The 16,698-nt window shown below is 71.8% G+C and carries 16 protein-coding genes; 7 read left to right on the top strand and 9 right to left on the bottom strand.

Annotated features, from left to right (window positions below; translation table 11 throughout):
* Positions 1-31: 31 nt before the first annotated feature.
* The 5 genes from OG842_RS07890 to OG842_RS07870 form a co-directional block, all read right to left on the bottom strand.
* On the bottom strand, positions 32-754 hold the full coding sequence (locus OG842_RS07890; protein WP_266728767.1) for a ketosynthase: 723 nt from the start codon (positions 752-754) through the stop codon (positions 32-34).
* 55 nt (positions 755-809) lie between these two features.
* On the bottom strand, positions 810-2,003 hold the full coding sequence (locus tag OG842_RS07885; RefSeq protein WP_266728765.1) for a beta-ketoacyl-[acyl-carrier-protein] synthase family protein: 1,194 nt from the start codon (positions 2,001-2,003) through the stop codon (positions 810-812).
* The gene (locus OG842_RS07880) at positions 1,993-2,256 is read right to left on the bottom strand and encodes a hypothetical protein (protein ID WP_266728763.1); all 264 of its coding nucleotides are present in this window, start codon (positions 2,254-2,256) and stop codon (positions 1,993-1,995) included. The genes OG842_RS07885 and OG842_RS07880 overlap by 11 nt, the downstream gene beginning before the upstream one ends.
* Positions 2,253-2,528, bottom strand: coding sequence for an acyl carrier protein (locus OG842_RS07875; protein ID WP_266728761.1), 276 nt, complete (start codon positions 2,526-2,528; stop codon positions 2,253-2,255). Before OG842_RS07875 ends, OG842_RS07880 begins: the two co-directional genes overlap by 4 nt.
* An 81-nt stretch (positions 2,529-2,609) precedes the next feature.
* Positions 2,610-3,446, bottom strand: coding sequence for a 2-amino-3,7-dideoxy-D-threo-hept-6-ulosonate synthase (locus tag OG842_RS07870; protein WP_328512141.1), 837 nt, complete (start codon positions 3,444-3,446; stop codon positions 2,610-2,612).
* Positions 3,447-3,704: 258 nt separating this feature from the next.
* Here OG842_RS07870 and OG842_RS07865 point away from each other — a divergent pair, with 258 nt between their 5' ends.
* From OG842_RS07865 to OG842_RS07850, 4 genes are all read left to right on the top strand, one after another.
* The gene (locus OG842_RS07865) at positions 3,705-4,487 is read left to right on the top strand and encodes a thioesterase II family protein (RefSeq protein WP_266728758.1); all 783 of its coding nucleotides are present in this window, start codon (positions 3,705-3,707) and stop codon (positions 4,485-4,487) included.
* A 155-nt stretch (positions 4,488-4,642) separates the two neighbouring features.
* Positions 4,643-6,136, top strand: coding sequence for an MDR family MFS transporter (locus OG842_RS07860; RefSeq protein ID WP_266728756.1), 1,494 nt, complete (start codon positions 4,643-4,645; stop codon positions 6,134-6,136).
* Positions 6,137-6,369: 233 nt separating this feature from the next.
* Positions 6,370-7,182 (top strand): AfsR/SARP family transcriptional regulator, encoded by an 813-nt coding sequence (locus tag OG842_RS07855; RefSeq protein WP_323185712.1) that lies wholly within the window; start codon positions 6,370-6,372, stop codon positions 7,180-7,182.
* A 122-nt stretch (positions 7,183-7,304) separates the two neighbouring features.
* Complete coding sequence (locus tag OG842_RS07850) at positions 7,305-8,459, top strand: winged helix DNA-binding domain-containing protein (protein ID WP_266728752.1); 1,155 nt, start codon at positions 7,305-7,307, stop codon at positions 8,457-8,459.
* A 46-nt stretch (positions 8,460-8,505) separates the two neighbouring features.
* On the opposite strand, the gene OG842_RS07845 is transcribed toward OG842_RS07850, so the two are convergent.
* On the bottom strand, positions 8,506-9,348 hold the full coding sequence (locus OG842_RS07845; protein WP_266728750.1) for a helix-turn-helix transcriptional regulator: 843 nt from the start codon (positions 9,346-9,348) through the stop codon (positions 8,506-8,508).
* Positions 9,349-9,482: 134 nt separating this feature from the next.
* Between OG842_RS07845 and OG842_RS07840 the strand changes: the two genes are divergently transcribed.
* The gene (locus tag OG842_RS07840) at positions 9,483-11,159 is read left to right on the top strand and encodes an AMP-binding protein (RefSeq protein ID WP_266728749.1); all 1,677 of its coding nucleotides are present in this window, start codon (positions 9,483-9,485) and stop codon (positions 11,157-11,159) included.
* Positions 11,156-12,763, top strand: coding sequence for an AMP-binding protein (locus OG842_RS07835; protein WP_266728747.1), 1,608 nt, complete (start codon positions 11,156-11,158; stop codon positions 12,761-12,763). Before OG842_RS07840 ends, OG842_RS07835 begins: the two co-directional genes overlap by 4 nt.
* Before the next feature lie 22 nt (positions 12,764-12,785).
* On the opposite strand, the gene OG842_RS07830 is transcribed toward OG842_RS07835, so the two are convergent.
* From OG842_RS07830 to OG842_RS07820, 3 genes are all read right to left on the bottom strand, one after another.
* On the bottom strand, positions 12,786-13,004 hold the full coding sequence (locus tag OG842_RS07830) for a hypothetical protein (protein ID WP_266728745.1): 219 nt from the start codon (positions 13,002-13,004) through the stop codon (positions 12,786-12,788).
* Positions 13,005-13,081: 77 nt separating this feature from the next.
* Positions 13,082-13,636: a GNAT family N-acetyltransferase gene (locus tag OG842_RS07825; protein ID WP_266728743.1), complete on the bottom strand. Its 555-nt coding sequence runs from the start codon at positions 13,634-13,636 to the stop codon at positions 13,082-13,084.
* A 52-nt stretch (positions 13,637-13,688) separates the two neighbouring features.
* Positions 13,689-14,417, bottom strand: a complete 729-nt coding sequence (locus tag OG842_RS07820) for a hypothetical protein (protein WP_266733472.1) — start codon at positions 14,415-14,417, stop codon at positions 13,689-13,691.
* Between the two features lie 393 nt (positions 14,418-14,810).
* On the opposite strand from OG842_RS07820, the gene gcl reads away from it, so the two are divergent.
* Positions 14,811-16,586, top strand: coding sequence for a glyoxylate carboligase (gene gcl, locus OG842_RS07815; protein WP_266728741.1), 1,776 nt, complete (start codon positions 14,811-14,813; stop codon positions 16,584-16,586).
* The last annotated feature ends 112 nt before the right edge of the window (positions 16,587-16,698 follow it).

Below are 16,698 nucleotides of genomic sequence, written 5' to 3'. Positions count from 1 at the left end.
ACACTCCTTGTGCGGTTGAGTGGTCGGGGGATCAGGCGGTGGGCCGCGGCCCGGTCGCCGGGCAGAGCGCGACCAGCGGGGCCAGCCAGCCGTACTCGGCCGGCGGCGGTGCGGCGGGGGGCGGGGCCGGCGAGGGCCCGTCGGCGTCCGGGCCGCGGCGGAGCAGCAGTGTGACGACGGCGTCCCCGCGCGGCAGCGGGCCCAGGGGGTACGCCCCGTCCAGGTGGTCGCGCACCCAGCCGACGCGCTCGGCGGCCGCGATGTCGACGCCGATCAGCAGCACCTGGTCGAGCCAGTCGTCCTCCAGCATGACCCCGGCCAGCTCCAGTGCCCGCGGGGCGAGTTCGCCGCCGTCCGAGACGCAGCTGACCGGGCCGGTGATGCCGTAGCACCTGCTGACGTGACCGAGCACCGAGGTCGTCACCGACTGGAAGAACAGCAGCGGGCTGTGCACCTGCCCGGCGACCATGCGCCGGGTGGCGGTGTCCGTCGTGGTGATGTCCCCGCAGGCGGTGGCGAGCACGATCGCGGTCCGCTCGCCGCGGCCGGCCACCGGGCCGGAGTCGTCCTGCGGTCCGCCCAGGCAGGCGTCCACGGCCGCGGCGACCAGCGGACTGAACCGCGAGGTCACGAAGCCGGGGACGTTGGGCAGCGGGACCGGTGCCGCACCGGGCAGGCCGTCGGCGGCCGCTCCCCAGGGTGCCCGGCAGGCCCCGGCCACGACGGCCATCGGCTGTACGAGCGGCATCGTCATCTGGTTCCTCCCGTGGAGCTGTGACGGAACGGGCGTCGGCGGCCGGTCACCGCGCTCACACCCGCTTCAGCACGAGTGCGGCGTTGACCCCGCCGAAGGCGGCGTTGAGCGAGAGCGCGTGGGTGATCTCGGCGGGCCGGGCCCGGTTCGGGACGTAGTCCAGGTCGCAGGCGGGGTCCGGCTCCTGGTAGCCGATCGTGGGCGGCAGCAGGCCGTCGCGCAGCGCGAGGAGAGTGATCACCGCCTCCACGGCGCCGGTGGCCTCCAGCATGTGGCCGGTGCTGCTCTTGGTCGAGCTGACCGGCACGTGGGGCGCGTGTTCGCCGAAGACGCCGTGCAGCGCGGCCGTCTCCGCCACGTCGTTCAGCGGGGTGCCCGTCCCGTGCGCGTTGACGTAGCCGATGTCCTTCGGCGCCAGCCCCGCCCGGCGGAGCGCGGCGTTCGCGGCCCGTGCCAGGCCCTCGCCCCGCGGGTGCGGTTTGACCACGTGGTACGCGTCGGCCGCCATGCCCCAGCCGGCCAGCTCGGCCAGCACCTCGGCGCCGCGGGCCCGTGCGCGTTCGGCGGACTCCAGCACCAGCACCGCGGCGCCGTCGCCCTGGAGCAGCCCGGCCCGGCCCGCGGCGAACGGGCGTACCACGCCCTCCTTGCTGAGCGCCCTGCCGGAGTCGAACTTGGCGAAGACGTCCTCGGTGACCAGATACGCGCCGCCGCAGACCACGGTGTCGGCCGAGCCCCGCCGGATCAGCTCGGCGCCGTACGCGATGCTGTTGGTCGAGGCGACGCAGGCGTTGACGAAGGCCAGGCACGGAGCGCCCAGGCCGAATGCCTCGCCGATCCGGCGGGGCAGTGCCGCCGGCAGGCTGTCCAGGATGCGCGGGTCGGTGCTGTCGCGGCCCTCGGCCTGGTCCGTCCAGAACGTCCGGGCCGCCGAGTGGTCGCCGTTGGTGCCCAGCAGGACGGGGGCGCCGCGGGCGTCGGTGCCCGCGACCCGGAGCGCTTCCGCGGTGCAGGCGTGCAGCACCTCGGCCTGGGTCGGTGTGTGGCCGGGCTTGACCACGACCCCCGGAATCTCCGGTCCGGCGCCCTCGAAGGTGGCGGCCCGGCCGGCGTGGAAGGGGGTCGGGTCGAAGCGGCTGACGGGGACGAAGCCGGGCCTGCCCCCGAAGACGCCGCGGCGCAGGGCGTCGGCGCCGAATCCGAAGGCTGTCAGGACTCCGTAGCCGGTGATCGCCACCTCACGAGGCATGGCCGGCCTCCTCCCGGCCGGTTCCGGCGGACTGCAGCCGGAGCACGTTGCGGTGCAGCGCGCCGACGGAGTCGCTCGCTCCCAGCGCTTCCTCGTCCTCCTCCGCGACAACGACTCCGTGGCGTTCCTCCAGCAGATGGATCAGCCAGGTGAACGCCAGTGAGTCGAGGACCAGTTCGGTGCCGCTGTCCCACTCGCCGAGGGGCAGGCCGCTGTCCTCCAGGAGTCGGACGAGCTCCGTCTCCGTGATCACCGGGCCACGCTCTCCGCCGTCGCCGCGCGCCGCTCGACCACGGTCCGCACGAAGGCGCGGAGGTCCGGGACGAGGGCTGGGTCGAGCTCTTCCTCGGGCAGCTCGATGCCGTACCGGCCCTCCAGCTGGAGCACCAGCTCGATCGTGGCGAGCGATTCCAGGCCCAGGCCCTCTTCGCCGAGCGGCAGGTCGTCCTCGACCTCGGCGGGCAGCGGGAGGTTGATCACGTCCCTGATCACGGTCAGGATGAACTCGCGGGTCTCTTCATACATGGGGTGTCTCCGTCGGTGGTTGTCCGAGGCGGTGGGCCGGCCGGGGGCCGGATTCTGCGCGATGCCCGCGGCCTGTCCTGCTCAACGGACCGGTACGGGCCGGGCCGGGTCGAGCGGGTCCGCGGGCAGGGAGTCGTGCCCGGCGCCGGCCGGGGCCCGGTGGACCACGGCCGAGAGCGCGCGGATCACGCGGGCGGGCGAGCTGCTCTCGAAGAAGGTGCGGCCGATGGCCAGTCCGGCGCAGCCGGCCGCCATCACCTCGGCGGCGTACGCGACCGGATCGACACCGGGACTGCTCGGACCGCCTGCCGCCAGTACCGGTATCGGGCAGCTCTCCACGACGTCCGCCAGCCGCTCCAGCGGCGTCGCCCAGGTCGTCTTCACCAGGTCTGCGCCGAGGTCGGCGGCCACGTTGACGACGTGGGAGAGCAGCGCCGGATCGTGCGGATCGGCGATCCGCGGCCCGCGGGGGTACACCATGGCCAGCAGCGGTACGTTCCAGCGCCGGCAGGCGTCGGCCACCGAACCGAGGTCGGCCAGCTGGCGGCTCTCGGTCTCGGAGCCGATGTTCACCTGCACGCTCACCGCGTCGGCGCCCAGCCGGACGGCCTCCTCGACGTCGCCGACCAGTACCTTGGCGTCCGCGTCGCGGGCGTGCGCCGTGCTGGCGCTCAGGTGCACGACCAGGGAGCAGTTCCGCAGCAGGCCCGCCTCGATGCTCGCCGCTCGCCCCTTGTGCACCACGACGGCGTCGGCGCCGCCCTCCACGGCCGTGCGGACGAGTCCGTTGAACCGCGCGGCGGGGACGATGGGACCGTCTGCCACCGAGTGATCCATGGGGACGAAGAGGAATCGTTCGTCGCAGTGCCGGGACAGCCGCGCCAGGCGGACCGCCGTCCCTCCGGAACTTGGTCTCATGATCCACCCTTCAGCACAGGAAGTTGACGTTGGCGGGTCGAGTCTCACTCGGTGCGCCGGTGCTGTTACCCCTCGAACGGACTGCTCCTGTGATTGGCTGCGGCGGCTCTCATCGAGGTACCCGACCGGTCAGGTCGTACCGGCCCGCCGCTCGGCCTGCTCGTCCGCTGCTGTTCCGGCGGTGCGGCCGCTGGAACGCTCGGGGGAGACCGTCTCGTCGGTGACGGTGTCGGTACCCGGACAGGGAGGGGCGGCCGGATGGCGGCGGGGACGCGGGCGGAGACGGACGGAACACGGAATCCCTGGATCCGGCAGCTGCCCGGCCAGGGTGCGGCGGGGCGGGTCCGGTTGATCTGCCTGCCGTACGCGGGCGGCGGCGCCGGGGTCTACCGCGACTGGCTGAACGCCGGGCCGGACATGGGGGTGGAGGTCCTCGCCGTGCGGCCGCCCGGACGTGAACAGCGGTTGGGGGAGCCCGCGTTCGACGATGCCCGGTCCCTGGCCGCACGCCTCGCCGTCGTACTGGAGCCGTATCTGGACGGCCCGTACGCCCTCTACGGCCACAGCGTGGGCAGCGTCGTCGGCCTCGCCCTGGCGCACGAACTGGAACGCTCGCCCCGGTCGCGGCAGCCGCTCGGGCTGTTCGTCGGGGCCGGCGTCGCACCGGACGTGCTGCGTCCGCAGCCGGAGTGGAGCGGTTCGGACGCCGAACTGACCGAGTGGCTGCGGCGCACCGGCGGGACGCCCGGGAGTGTGCTCGCCCGGCCGGGGCTGGTGGCGCGGGTGTTCCCGGCGCTGCGGGCCGACCTGGCCATGGCGGCCGGATACCGCAAGCGGCCGGGTGAGCGGCTGACCGTGCCGATCCGGGGTTTCGCGGGAGCCGACGACCCGATGGCCACCGCGGCGGCGATGGCCGGCTGGGGCGCCGAGACCACGGCCCGGTTCCAGCTCTCACAGGTGCCCGGCGGCCACTTCTTCCTGGCGGAATCGGGCCGGCACGTGCTCGCCCGGATCGCGGAGCAGCTGCACGCCGCGGCCTGACGGGGCCCGTCGGACACACCCGGAGCGCTCTATCCAACACCTGTTGCACAGATGACAGATGTTGTGGAAGCATGGCGCTCCAGGGCAAGGTCCACGAGGGAAGGCCAGTTGTGAAAGCGAAAAAGGCTCCGGTCGAGGCCGGTGGGTCCGACCGTGTGACTCCAGAACTCTGGTGGCTGAGCGGCATCATGGCCTTAGGCGGCTTCGCCAGCCTGCTGGACGCGACCATCATCAACGTCGCCATCGGGCCGCTGGCCAAAGTGTTCGACTCCGACCTCGCCACCGTTCAATGGGTGGTGACCGGTTACCTGCTCGCCATCACCGCGGCGATCCCGATGAGTGGCTGGGCCACGGCCCGGTTCGGCGCGAAGCAGACGGTCATCTTCTCGCAGGTCGTCTTCCTGGTCGGCTCGTTGCTCTCCGGACTGGCCTGGTCCGCGTCCAGCCTGATCATCTTCCGGGTGATCCAGGGCATCGGCGGAGGCCTGGCGGTCCCGGTGGGCCAGGCGCTGCTGGCCCAGGCGGCGGGGCCCAAACGGCTCGGCAAGCTGATGTCCATCGTCACCATCCCCGCCCTGTTCGCCCCGCTCATCGGCCCCTCGCTCGGCGGCGTCCTCATCGACCACCTCAGCTGGCGCTGGATCTTCTTCATCAACGTCCCGTTCTGCGTCGTGACCATCGCGCTCGTGCTGGCCAAGGTGAAGAACGTCGTCGCCCCCTCGGCCGGAGCCCGGCTCGACCTGACCGGCCTGGTGCTGCTGCTGCCCGGCCTGGCACTGCTCGTCTACGGACTCTCCGAGGCCGGCTCGGCGGGTGGCTTCGGGTCCGGCAAGGTGATCGGCGGCCTGGTGGCCGGAGCGGTGCTGCTGCTCGCCTTCGGCGTGCGGGCGCTGCGCATCCGGACGGAGGGTCTGCTGGACCTGCGGCTGTTCAAGGTGCCCAACTTCAGGTCCGGCACGCTGGCCGGTTTCCTGATGAGCATGGCGATGTACGGCGTGCTGATCCCGTTGCCGATGTACTACCAGGTCGTGCGGGGCACCAGCGTGCTGAACTCCGCGCTGCTCCTCCTTCCGCAGAGCCTGGGCTACCTGCTGGCGATCGTCCTGATGAACGCGCTCACCGCCCGACTGGGCGTCCGCAACCTCACGGTCATCGGCATCGTGCTGGCCCTGGTCGGCACCGTTCCGTACGCGCTCATCGACGCCCACCCGGATCAACTGCTCCTCGGTGCCACCCTGGTGGTCCGCGGGTTCGGCCTGGGTGCGTCGATGATGCCGACCATGACGATCGCCTTCGCGAGCGTGCCGAAGGAGACCGCGCCGAGCGCGACCAGCGCGTTCAACGTCTTCCAGCGGGTCGGCGCCTCCCTGGGCACCACGATCCTCGCCGTCGTGCTCCAGCAGCAGCTGAAGGACGAACTGCCCGTGAACGTGCACTCCCTCGGCCAGGTGGAGCCCGGCGGGACGGTTGCCCGAGGTCTGGCTGAATCCTTCGGCGCGCCGTTCTGGTGGGCGATGCTCTTCACTGCTCTCGCCCTGCTCCCGGCCTTCTTCCTTCCGGGACGACGGCCGGCCGCCGAGGCCTCCGCCGGTGGTGCGCCCGACGTCCCGCCCGCACGGGAGAGCGAGAGCGCGATCCTGGCCGACTGACCGCCTCCGGCCGTCTCATGAGCTGCCGTCGGCGCACGGGCCCGTGCGCCGACGGTGTCGGCATGCCGCCCGAGCGTCCCCGACGACGCAGGCGCGCAGCCCCGAACGGCGACATGTGTCGTCGACTTCTTGCCATATTCCCCAGGGGGGTCGCCCGGACAGCGGTCCGGTTGCGAGGATGGAGGCGGGATGGCGTGGGGTTCGAGTGGGACGAGTGACGCGATTCCTGTGGAATGCTCGGCCGTCGGCCCCTCACGCTCGTTATGGGGGGGCGAAGAATGTGCGATTTTCGGGTTCTCGGGGCGTTGGAGATACTCGATGGATTTACGTGGAAGTCCGCGGGAGGACCGAAAGTCCGGATACTCCTCGCAGTGCTGCTCGCTGCCGCAGGCCGGACCATATCCATCGATCGGCTGGTCGAAGAGCTCTGGACCCCCGGTTCGCATCCACATCGGGACCAGCGCAATCTGGTCCAGCAGTATGTGATGCGGCTGCGCCGCCAACTCGGTGACCGGGACCGCACGGTGCTGGTCACCAAGGCCCCGGGCTACCGGTTGGTCTTCGACCCGGCACGACTGGACGCCTGCCGTTTCGAGGCCCTCCACGCCGAGGGCCAGGGGCTGTTCGCCGCGGGCGCCTACGAGAAGGCGTTCACCGTCCTGGGCAGCGCCCTCGAACTCTGGCGCGGCCCCGCCATGGAGGACGTCCCGGTCTCGCCCACCGTCCGCACCGAGGCCGAACGCCTCGAAGAGGCCCGCCTCGCCGCTGCGGAGTTGCGCATCGACGCCAGCCACCGGATCGGTGGTCACATCGCCACTCTCGCGGAACTCCGCGCCCTGCGCGACGGCAATCCGCTCCGGGAAGGGCTCTGGGAGAAGGAGATGACCGCGCTTGTCGAGTCCGGCCGCCGGGCCGAGGCCCTCGACGTCTACCAGCGCGCGCGCCGGGTGTTCCAGGACGAGCTCGGCCTCGAACCCGGCACCGCCCTGCGCGATCTCCAGCAGCTCATCCTCACCGACGGCAGCGCCGGCGGCGGGCGGCTCTAGAAGGCTGTGCCGCGGTTCCCGGCCTGCTCCCCCCGGGACTCCCGCCCGCGCCGGAGCGCGGAAGCGGGACGCATTCCCCGATGAGGACCGAAGCTGTCCGCAAGGACGCGTAGCGTGCACCCATGCCCGTCAGGAAGAACTCCGCCACACCCGCCGTGCTCTCCCCTCGCGCTCTGAACCGCGCCACGCTGGAGCGCCAGTTGCTGCTGCGTCGCACCGCGATGTCCGCGAAGGACGCCGCGGAGCACCTGGTCGGTCTTCAGGCACAGAACACCAAACCGCCCTACTTCCAGCTCTGCGCCCGCCTCGACGGCTTCGACCCGGCCGAGCTCGCCGGGCTGATGGAGTCCCGAGAGGTGGTCCGCATCGTCACCCTGCGCTCCACCATCCACCTGCACACCGCCGCCGACGCGCTCACCCTGCGCCCGCTGGTCCAGCCGGCCCGCGACCGGGAGCTCAACATCTTCCGCAAGGGGCTCGCCGGGGTGGACCGGGACCGGCTCGGGTCGGTCGCCAGGAAGTTCGTCGAGGAGCGGCCCCGTACGCCCAAGGAGATCCGCGAGGCGCTGCACGCCGAGTGGCCCGACGCGGATCCGCAGTCCCTGGGCGTGGCCGCCCGCTGCCTGCTGCCGCTGGTCCAGGTCACCCCGCGCGGGGTGTGGGGGAGGAGCGGCCAGGTCGCACTGACCACCGCCGAGCACTGGCTCGGCGCCCCGTCGCGGCCGGCCCTCGCGCCCGATGCCGCGGTGCTGCGCTACCTCGGTGCCTTCGGGCCGGCCTCGGTGAAGGACATGCAGACCTGGGCCGGGCTGACCCGGCTGCGGGAGGTGTTCGAGCGGCTGCGGCCGCAGCTCATGACCTTCCGGGACGAGAACGGGGTCGAGCTCTTCGACCTGCCAGACGCCCCGCGCCCGGACGAGGACACCCCGGCCCCGCCGCGCTTCCTGCCCGAGTTCGACAACGTGCTGCTCGGCCACGCGGACCGTACCCGGGTGATCCCACCGCAGTACCGAGGGCGCAACGGGAACGGCAACCAGGTGTACGGCACGGTGCTCGTCGACGGGTTCCTCGCGGCGGTCTGGCGGCTGGGCGACGGTGGCGGACCGGGCTCCGGGGCGGCGATGCTCACCGTGCAGCCGCTCGGCACGCTGAGCCGGGCGGAGCGCGACGCGGTCACGGAGGAGGCCGTACGGATGCTCTCCGTCCTGGCGCCGTCGGCGGGCGGCGCCGACGGGTACGGCATCCGGTTCGCGACGTTCATCGACTTCGGGGAGTGAGGCATGCGGTGGGGCGTGCGGTGTTCCGGGCCGTGCGGGACAGCTCTCACGGCAGCAGCCCCGCGCGCCGGGCCGCCACCACCGCCTGCAGCCGGGTGTGCGCCCCCAGCTTGCGCATCGCCGAACGCAGATAGCCCTTCACCGTCTCCGGCCGCAGCCCGAGCCGCTCCGCCGCCACCGCGTTGGTCGCCCCCGCCGCCACGCAGGCCAGCACGTCCAGCTCGCGCGGGGCCAGCTGCACCCCGGAGGGCCTGGCCGTCCGGGCCCCGGCCGCCGAGGCCAGCAGCCCGCACACCGCGAGCAACTCGTCGCGCAGTGCCGGGTCGACGACCTTCGGGACCAGGGCCCGGAGCTCGCGATGGGCCTCGCGGACGTCCTCCCATGCCTCCGGAGCCGCCCTCGGGTCCGTGACCTGCTCCCGGGTCACGGCCAGCAGCTGCTGCACCTCGTCCCGCACCGCCAGGGCCTGTTCCACGTCGCGGGCGGCGGCGACCGCCGCGTCGAACGTGCGGTCCCCGAGCGTGATCGGCTCACGCAGCGCCCCGTACAGCACCCCGCGCACCCTGCGCCGCACCACGACCGGGACCGCGACCACCGAGCGCAGACCCTCCTCCGCGACCGCCAGGTCGTACTCGTGGCTGATGTGGCGCGAGGAGTGGTAGTCGGTCACCGCGCACGGCCGGGACAGCGCGATCGCCTTGCCGCCGAGCCCGCTGCCCGCCGAGATGACGAGCCCGCGCAGCACGCTGGTCTGCGCCCCGTTCAGCTCGGCGATCCGGGCATGACGGGCATCGGCGAGCAGCCCTCCGAAGGCCACCGGCAGCCCACTGGTCCGGCGCAGCCGCAGCAACGCCGCCTGCATCTCGACCGCATCGACGGATTCCGGCACGCTGACGCCTTCCTGCCCGGGCTCCCGGGGGGCTCGGCCACCCCCTCGATGCACCCCCGTTCGGGGGTAGTGAGACCTGGGTCACTGTTTACATGATGTTAAGTGACCGGTCCGGTCCGCAATGAGGAGGGCACATGTCGGCAACCAGTGCGACGGAGACGTTCCGGGCCGCCCGGGACTTTCTGCTGAAGCACCGCGAGGACTATCAAGCGGCGTACGAGGGCTTCAGCTGGCCCAGGACCGACCATTTCAACTGGGCACTCGACTGGTTCGACGCCATCGCCGAGAACAACGACCGCACCGCCCTGCACATCGTGGAGGAGGACGGCAGCCGCACCGAGGTGTCCTTCGCCCGGATGTCCGCCCGCTCCAACCAGGCCGCGAACTGGCTGCGCGCCCAGGGCGTCCGCGCCGGGGACCGGATCCTCGTCATGCTCGGCAACCAGGTCGAGCTGTGGGAGACCGCCCTTGCCGCGATGAAGCTGCGCGCCGTGGTCATCCCCGCCACCCCGCTCCTCGGCCCGGTCGACCTGCGCGACCGGGTGGAGCGCGGCCGGGTCCGCCACGTCCTGGTCCGGGACACCGACGCCGCGAAGTTCGACGAGGTGCCCGGCGACTACACCCGGATCGCGGTCGGTGCCGAGGTCCCCGGCTGGCTGTCGTACACCGGGGCCGACGAGCAGCCGGACACCTACGAGGCGGACCGGGAGACCGACGCCGACGAGCCGCTGATGCTCTACTTCACCTCCGGCACGACCGCCAGCCCCAAGCTCGTCGAGCACACCCATGTGTCCTACCCCGTGGGCCACTTGTCGACGATGTACTGGATCGGCCTCAAGCCCGGGGACGTCCACCTCAACATCTCCTCGCCCGGCTGGGCCAAGCACGCCTGGTCGAACCTCTTCGCGCCGTGGAGCGCCGAGGCGACCGTCTTCATCTTCAACTACACCCGCTTCGACGCGGGTCGGCTGATGGCCGAGATGGACCGCTCGGGCGTCACCAGCTTCTGCGCCCCGCCCACCGTCTGGCGGATGCTGATCCAGGCCGACCTCTCCCAGCTGAAGACCCCGCCGCGTGAGGTCGTCGCGGCCGGTGAGCCGCTGAACCCGGAGGTCATCGAGACGGTGCGGCGCACCTGGGGCGTAACCATCCGGGACGGCTTCGGCCAGACCGAGACCGCCGTCCAGGTCGCCAACACCCCGGGCCAGCTGCTGAAGGCCGGCTCGATGGGGCGGCCCAGCCCCGGCTTCAAGGTCGAGCTCCTGGATCCGGTCACCGGTGAGCCCGGCGCGGCCGAGGGCGAGATCTCCCTCGACCTGTCCGGCCGCCCGGTGGGCCTGATGACCGGCTACCACGGCGACCCGGACCGCACGGCCGAGGCCATGGCGGGCGGCTACTACCGCACCGGCGACATCGGCTCGCGCGACGCGGACGGTTACATCACCTATGTCGGCCGCGCCGACGACGTGTTCAAGGCCTCCGACTACAAGATCTCGCCGTTCGAGCTGGAGAGCGCCCTGCTGGAGCACGAGGCGGTCGCCGAGGCGGCGGTCGTCCCCGCCCCCGACCCGGTCCGGCTCTCCGTCCCCAAGGCGTACGTCGTGCTCGCGGAGGGCTGGGAGCCCGGCGAGGAGACGGCGAAGGTGCTGTTCGAGCACTCCCGGGCGGTCCTCGCCCCGTACAAGCGGGTCCGCAAACTGGAGTTCGCGGAGCTGCCCAAGACCGTCTCCGGCAAGATTCGCCGCATCGAACTCCGCGAGCGCACGGCCCAGGGCACCGGCACCGAGTACAACGAGGGGGACCTGCGATGAGCGAGCTCTCCTACGCGCACGGCACCGGCACCGCGGCGCTCCTCGGCGACACCATAGGACGCAATCTCGACCGCGCCATCGAGGCGTTCGGCGACCGCGAGGCACTCGTGGACGTCGCCTCAGGGCGGCGCTGGACCTACACCGAATTCGGTGCAGCGGTCGACGAACTGGCCCGTGCCCTGATGGCGTCGGGGGTGGCCAAGGGGGACCGGGTCGGGATCTGGGCGATCAACTGCCCGGAGTGGGTGCTGGTGCAGTACGCCACTGCCCGCATCGGCGCCATCATGGTCAACATCAACCCGGCGTACCGCGCGCACGAGCTGGCGTACGTGCTGAAGCAGGCCGGGATCTCGCTCCTGGTCTCCTCGCTCTCGCACCGCACCAGCGACTACCGAGCCCTGGTCGGCCAGGTCCGCGCCGACTGCCCCGCGCTGCGCGCCGTGCACTTCATCGGCGACCCGTCCTGGGACGAACTGCTGGCCGCCGCCGGATCCGTGACGCCGGGACAACTCGCCGGCCGCGAGGCGGAGCTGTCCTGCGACGACCCGATCAACATCCAGTACACCTCCGGCACCACCGGCTTTCCCAAGGGCGCCACCCTCTCCCACCACAACATCCTCAACAACGGCTACTTCGTGGGTGAGCTGGTCGCCTACACGGAAGCGGACCGGGTCTGCCTGCCGGTCCCCTTCTACCACTGCTTCGGCATGGTCATGGGGAACCTCGGTATCACCTCGCACGGCGCCTGCATCGTGATCCCGGCCCCCGCCTTCGAGGCCGCCGCCGTGCTCGCCGCCGTGCAGCAGGAGCGCTGCACCTCGCTCTACGGCGTCCCCACCATGTTCATCGCCGAGCTGAACCTGCCGGACTTCGCCTCGTACGACCTCTCCTCGCTGCGCACCGGCATCATGGCCGGATCGCCCTGCCCGGTCGAGGTGATGAAGCGGGTCGTCGCCGAGATGCACATGGACGAGGTGTCCATCTGCTACGGCATGACGGAGACCTCGCCCGTCTCCACCCAGACCCGCCGCGACGACGACCTGGAGCGCCGCACCGGAACCGTCGGCCGGGTGATGCCGCACATCGAGGTCAAGGTCGTCGACCCGGTGAGCGGGGTGACGCTGGAGCGCGGTGCGGCGGGCGAACTGTGCACCCGCGGCTACAGCGTGATGCTGGGGTACTGGGAGCAGCCCGACCGGACCGCCGAGGTCATCGACGCCGGCCGCTGGATGCACACCGGCGACCTCGCGGTGATGCGGGAGGACGGCTACGTACAGATCGTCGGCCGGATCAAGGACATGATCATCCGCGGTGGCGAGAACGTGTATCCGCGGGAGATCGAGGAATTCCTCTACGGCCACCCGAAGATCGCGGATGTGCAGGTGGTGGGCGTACCGGACGAGGCCTACGGCGAGGAGATCCTGGCCTGTGTGATCCCGAGGGACCCGGTGGACCCGCCGACCCTGGACGAGGTGACGGACTACTGCCGCGAGCAGTTGGCGCACTACAAGATCCCGCGGCTGCTGCGGATCCTGGAGACCTTCCCGATGACGGTCAGCGGGAAGGTCCGGAAGATCGAACTGCGGGAGGGCTACGGGCAGTAGGACCGGATCGCCCCGGGCGCGGTCAGGCGGCCTCGATGATGTCGCCGGTGCCGCCCCGGGTCGCGGCCGCCCATTCGATCAGCAGCACCTCGTAGGCGGCGGACTCCACCGAGGACCAGTCCTGGCCGGCGCGCGCGTCCACGAATGCCCGTATCGCCTCGTTCGCCCGCGCGGCGGACGGGGGCGTCGGGCGGGTCGTGCGCGGCCGGTCGTCAGGTGTGTTCCGTGGAGTTAAAGCCATGTGCACCACCTTAAGGCCCGCCACTGACAGCGAGCCGAACATTTGTGGCCCCCTGGCCTGAACGTGACCGATTGCACTCACTGTTGCCGGTCGGCTCCGGTGAGCTGCCGGAGGTGACCGGAGTCCGGGATCTCGCGCCGCATGCAGACCCTCGGCCAGTGATCCAGGCCGTGTTCGGCCTCCTGCGCCCTGATCTTCCGCAGCCCGTCGGTGAGTTCGGCTCCGTCAAGGGTGCGGAAGCCGAGGCGGGCGTAGTACGGCGCGTTCCAGGGGACGTGGGAGAAGGTCGTGAGCGTGAGCGCGCCCAGGCCGCGCTCGACGGCCCAGCCGGCGAGATGGTCGATGAGCGCGCTGCCCAGGCCGCGCCGCGCGGCGGACGGGTGCACGGAGACCTGCTCGATGTGGGCGGCCCCGTCGACCGGGTCGGCGATCAGATAGCCGATCGGGCGGTCGTCCGGGTCCGTGGCGACCCAGGCCCGGCCGGCCCTGCGGTAGTCGTCCAGCACCCCGAGCGCCGGTGGGTCGTCGTCCGCGACGGCGGACATGCCGAGTGTGCGGAACGGTTCGCCGGCGGCACGTTCGATGTCCTGGATCAGCGGGAGGTCGGTGCGGCGGGCGGTACGGATGCGCATGCCGCCAGTATGTCGCCCGGCATGCCGAGTGACATGTCGCCCGGTGATTCGCTCAGGCCCCGGTGCTGAGCAGCTCGTCGGCCGGGCTGTTGACCGGCAGCGGTGTTCCCGCCGGTTCCATCACGAAGAGCGGCATGCCCAGGCCCTCCGCGCGCGCCGCGGCGTCCGGCGCGTACCCCGCGAGCGAGAAGAAGACCCCGGCGACCGACGCGCCGAGCGCATGCAGCCAGAGGCACTCCACATCGCGCAGGGTGGTCGGCCGGCCGGCGGTGTCGACCTGGGCCATCAGCCCGGTGGCCCGCAGATCGATCCGTGCGGGGGAGGGCTTCGGGGGCCGCACCACTTCGCGGTAGCCCAGCCACCTCAGATACCGGGCCGCGGTCGCCAGCGCGTCGCCCGCACTGTGGATGGCGACGGCGCGGAACGCGGGCCGGGGCGCCGGGGCCGTGCGCGGCAGCGGGATGTGCGAGGGGCCGGCCGGCCGGGGCCCGTCCCCGGGCCCGGGTTCGTCGCCGGGTGTCGCCACCGGCCGGACCGGGACGCGCAACACCGTTCCGCACGGGCAGCACAGCTCGGGCTGCGGCCACTGGTCTTGGCGCCCGCAGGCGGGACAGCGCACCGTCACCCAGTCGTCGTTCCAGGTGCGGTGGGTGATCGGAACGCCCTGGGCGCCGGGCAGTAGGGGAGGGGCGGTCGGCGTACCGCACGGGCAGGGGTAGGCGGGCGGGCTGTACGCATGGTCGCGGAGGCAGGCCGGACAGCGTACCGGCACCGACTCCACCTTGATCTCCCTCCGGCGTTCTCCCACCGGCCCCGCGCGCTCCCCGGCGTCCTCGGCCGACGGGGCGCCTCCCCGGCGTACCGGAACGCGCCCGCACCGGCCGTGACGGGCCGGCTCCGCTCCGGACCCCATCGTCCACCAAGAGCGACGTCCTGGGGAGGGACTTGGCGTACTTCGCGGACGGGGCGGGCGCATCGGCGGGCGTGTGCGCCGTCCCTCGCGGTGTGCGCCGTCTCCTGCGGTGTGCACCCGTCTCTTGACGGTCGACGGGGCGCGCCTTAGATTTACTTCCGTATCACAGAATCAGTTTTCCGTAATGCGGAATTGGTGCTCTCAGGTGGCGCGACAGAGCCCGACTCCACCAGGTCCGAGCAGGAGCACTCAATGCCTCGAATGACCGCTGCCCGAGCGGCAGTTGAGATCCTCAAGCGCGAAGGCGTCAGCAACGCGTTCGGTGTGCCGGGCGCGGCGATCAACCCCTTCTACGCGGCCCTCAAGGCCTCCGGCGGGGTTCATCACACGCTGGCCCGTCACGTCGAGGGCGCCTCCCACATGGCGGAGGGCTACACCCGGGCGCGTCCGGGCAACATCGGCGTGTGCATCGGCACGTCGGGGCCGGCCGGCACCGACATGATCACCGGCCTCTACTCCGCCATCGCCGACTCCATCCCGATCCTCTGCATCACCGGCCAGGCCCCGACCGCCGTGCTCCACAAGGAGGACTTCCAGGCGGTCGACATCGCCTCGATCGCGGCGCCCGTCACCAAGGCCGCGACGACCGTCCTGGAGGCCGCGCAGGTCCCCGGCGTCTTCCAGCGGGCCTTCCACCTGATGCGCAGCGGCCGTCCCGGTCCGGTCCTCATCGACCTGCCCATCGACGTCCAGCTCACCGAGATCGAGTTCGACCCCGATCTGTACGAGCCGCTGCCGGTGCACAAGCCCGCCGCGACCCGCAAGCAGATCGAGCGCGCACTGGAGCTGCTGAACGCCTCCGAGCGACCGCTGCTCGTCGCGGGCGGCGGCATCATCAACGCCGACGCCTCCGAGCTCCTCGTCGAATTCGCCGAGCTGACCGGCGTCCCGGTCGTCCCGACCCTGATGGGCTGGGGCATCATCGCCGACGACCACGAGCTGAACGCGGGCATGGTCGGCCTGCAGACCTCGCACCGCTACGGCAACGCGAACTTCCTGGAGTCCGACTTCGTCCTCGGCATCGGCAACCGCTGGGCCAACCGTCACACCGGCAAGCTGGACGTCTACACCAAGGGCCGGAAGTTCGTCCACGTCGACATCGAGCCCACCCAGCTCGGCAAGATCTTCGCCCCCGACCTCGGCATCACCTCCGACGCCAAGGCGGCGCTGGAGCTGTTCGTCGAGGTGGCGCGCGAGCTGAAGGCGGCCGGAAAGCTCAAGGACCGCTCGCAGTGGGCCGCCTCCACCCAGGAGCGCAAGGCGACCCTCCAGCGCCGCACGCACTTCGACAACGTGCCGCTGAAGCCGCAGCGGGTGTACGAGGAGATGAACCGGGCGTTCGGCCCCGAGACCCGGTACGTCACGACGATCGGCCTCTCCCAGATCGCCGGCGCGCAGATGCTGCACGTCTACCGGCCGCGCCACTGGATCAACTGCGGCCAGGCGGGCCCGCTCGGCTGGACCATCCCCGCCGCGCTGGGCGTCGCCACGGCCGACCCGGACGGCTCCGTCGTGGCGCTCTCCGGCGACTACGACTTCCAGTTCATGCTGGAGGAGCTGGCCGTCGGCGCGCAGCACCGCATCCCGTACGTCCACGTCCTGGTGAACAACTCCTACCTGGGGCTGATCCGCCAGGCGCAGCGCAACTTCGACATCGACTTCCAGGTCAACCTGGAGTTCGAGAACCTCAACTCGCCGGAGCTCGGCGTGTACGGCGTCGACCACGTCAAGGTCGTCGAGGGCCTGGGCTGCAAGGCCATCCGGGTCACCGAGCCGGACCAGCTGCTGCCGGCCTTCGAGGAGGCCAAGAAGCTGGCCGCGGAGTTCCGGGTGCCGGTGGTCGTCGAGGCGATCCTGGAGCGCGTCACGAACATCGCGATGAGCGGCACGGACATCGCCTCCGTCAACGAGTTCGAGGACATCGCGACGGACCCGTCCCACGCACCGACCGCGATCCGCCCGCTCGCGGCGTCCTGACGACCCGCCGGCGGCCCGTGGCCCCCGTCCCCGACTCCGGGGGCGGGGGCCACGGCCGTTCCCCGGTACGCCGGACACGCGGGGACCGGGGGCCGGGCCCGAGGCGGGGACC

The organism is Streptomyces sp. NBC_00376, assembly GCF_036077095.1.
In the GTDB taxonomy this organism is placed as follows: domain Bacteria; phylum Actinomycetota; class Actinomycetes; order Streptomycetales; family Streptomycetaceae; genus Streptomyces.
The sequence above is the reverse complement of the archived record's forward strand: the minus strand, read 5'-3'. Positions and strand labels throughout refer to the sequence as shown.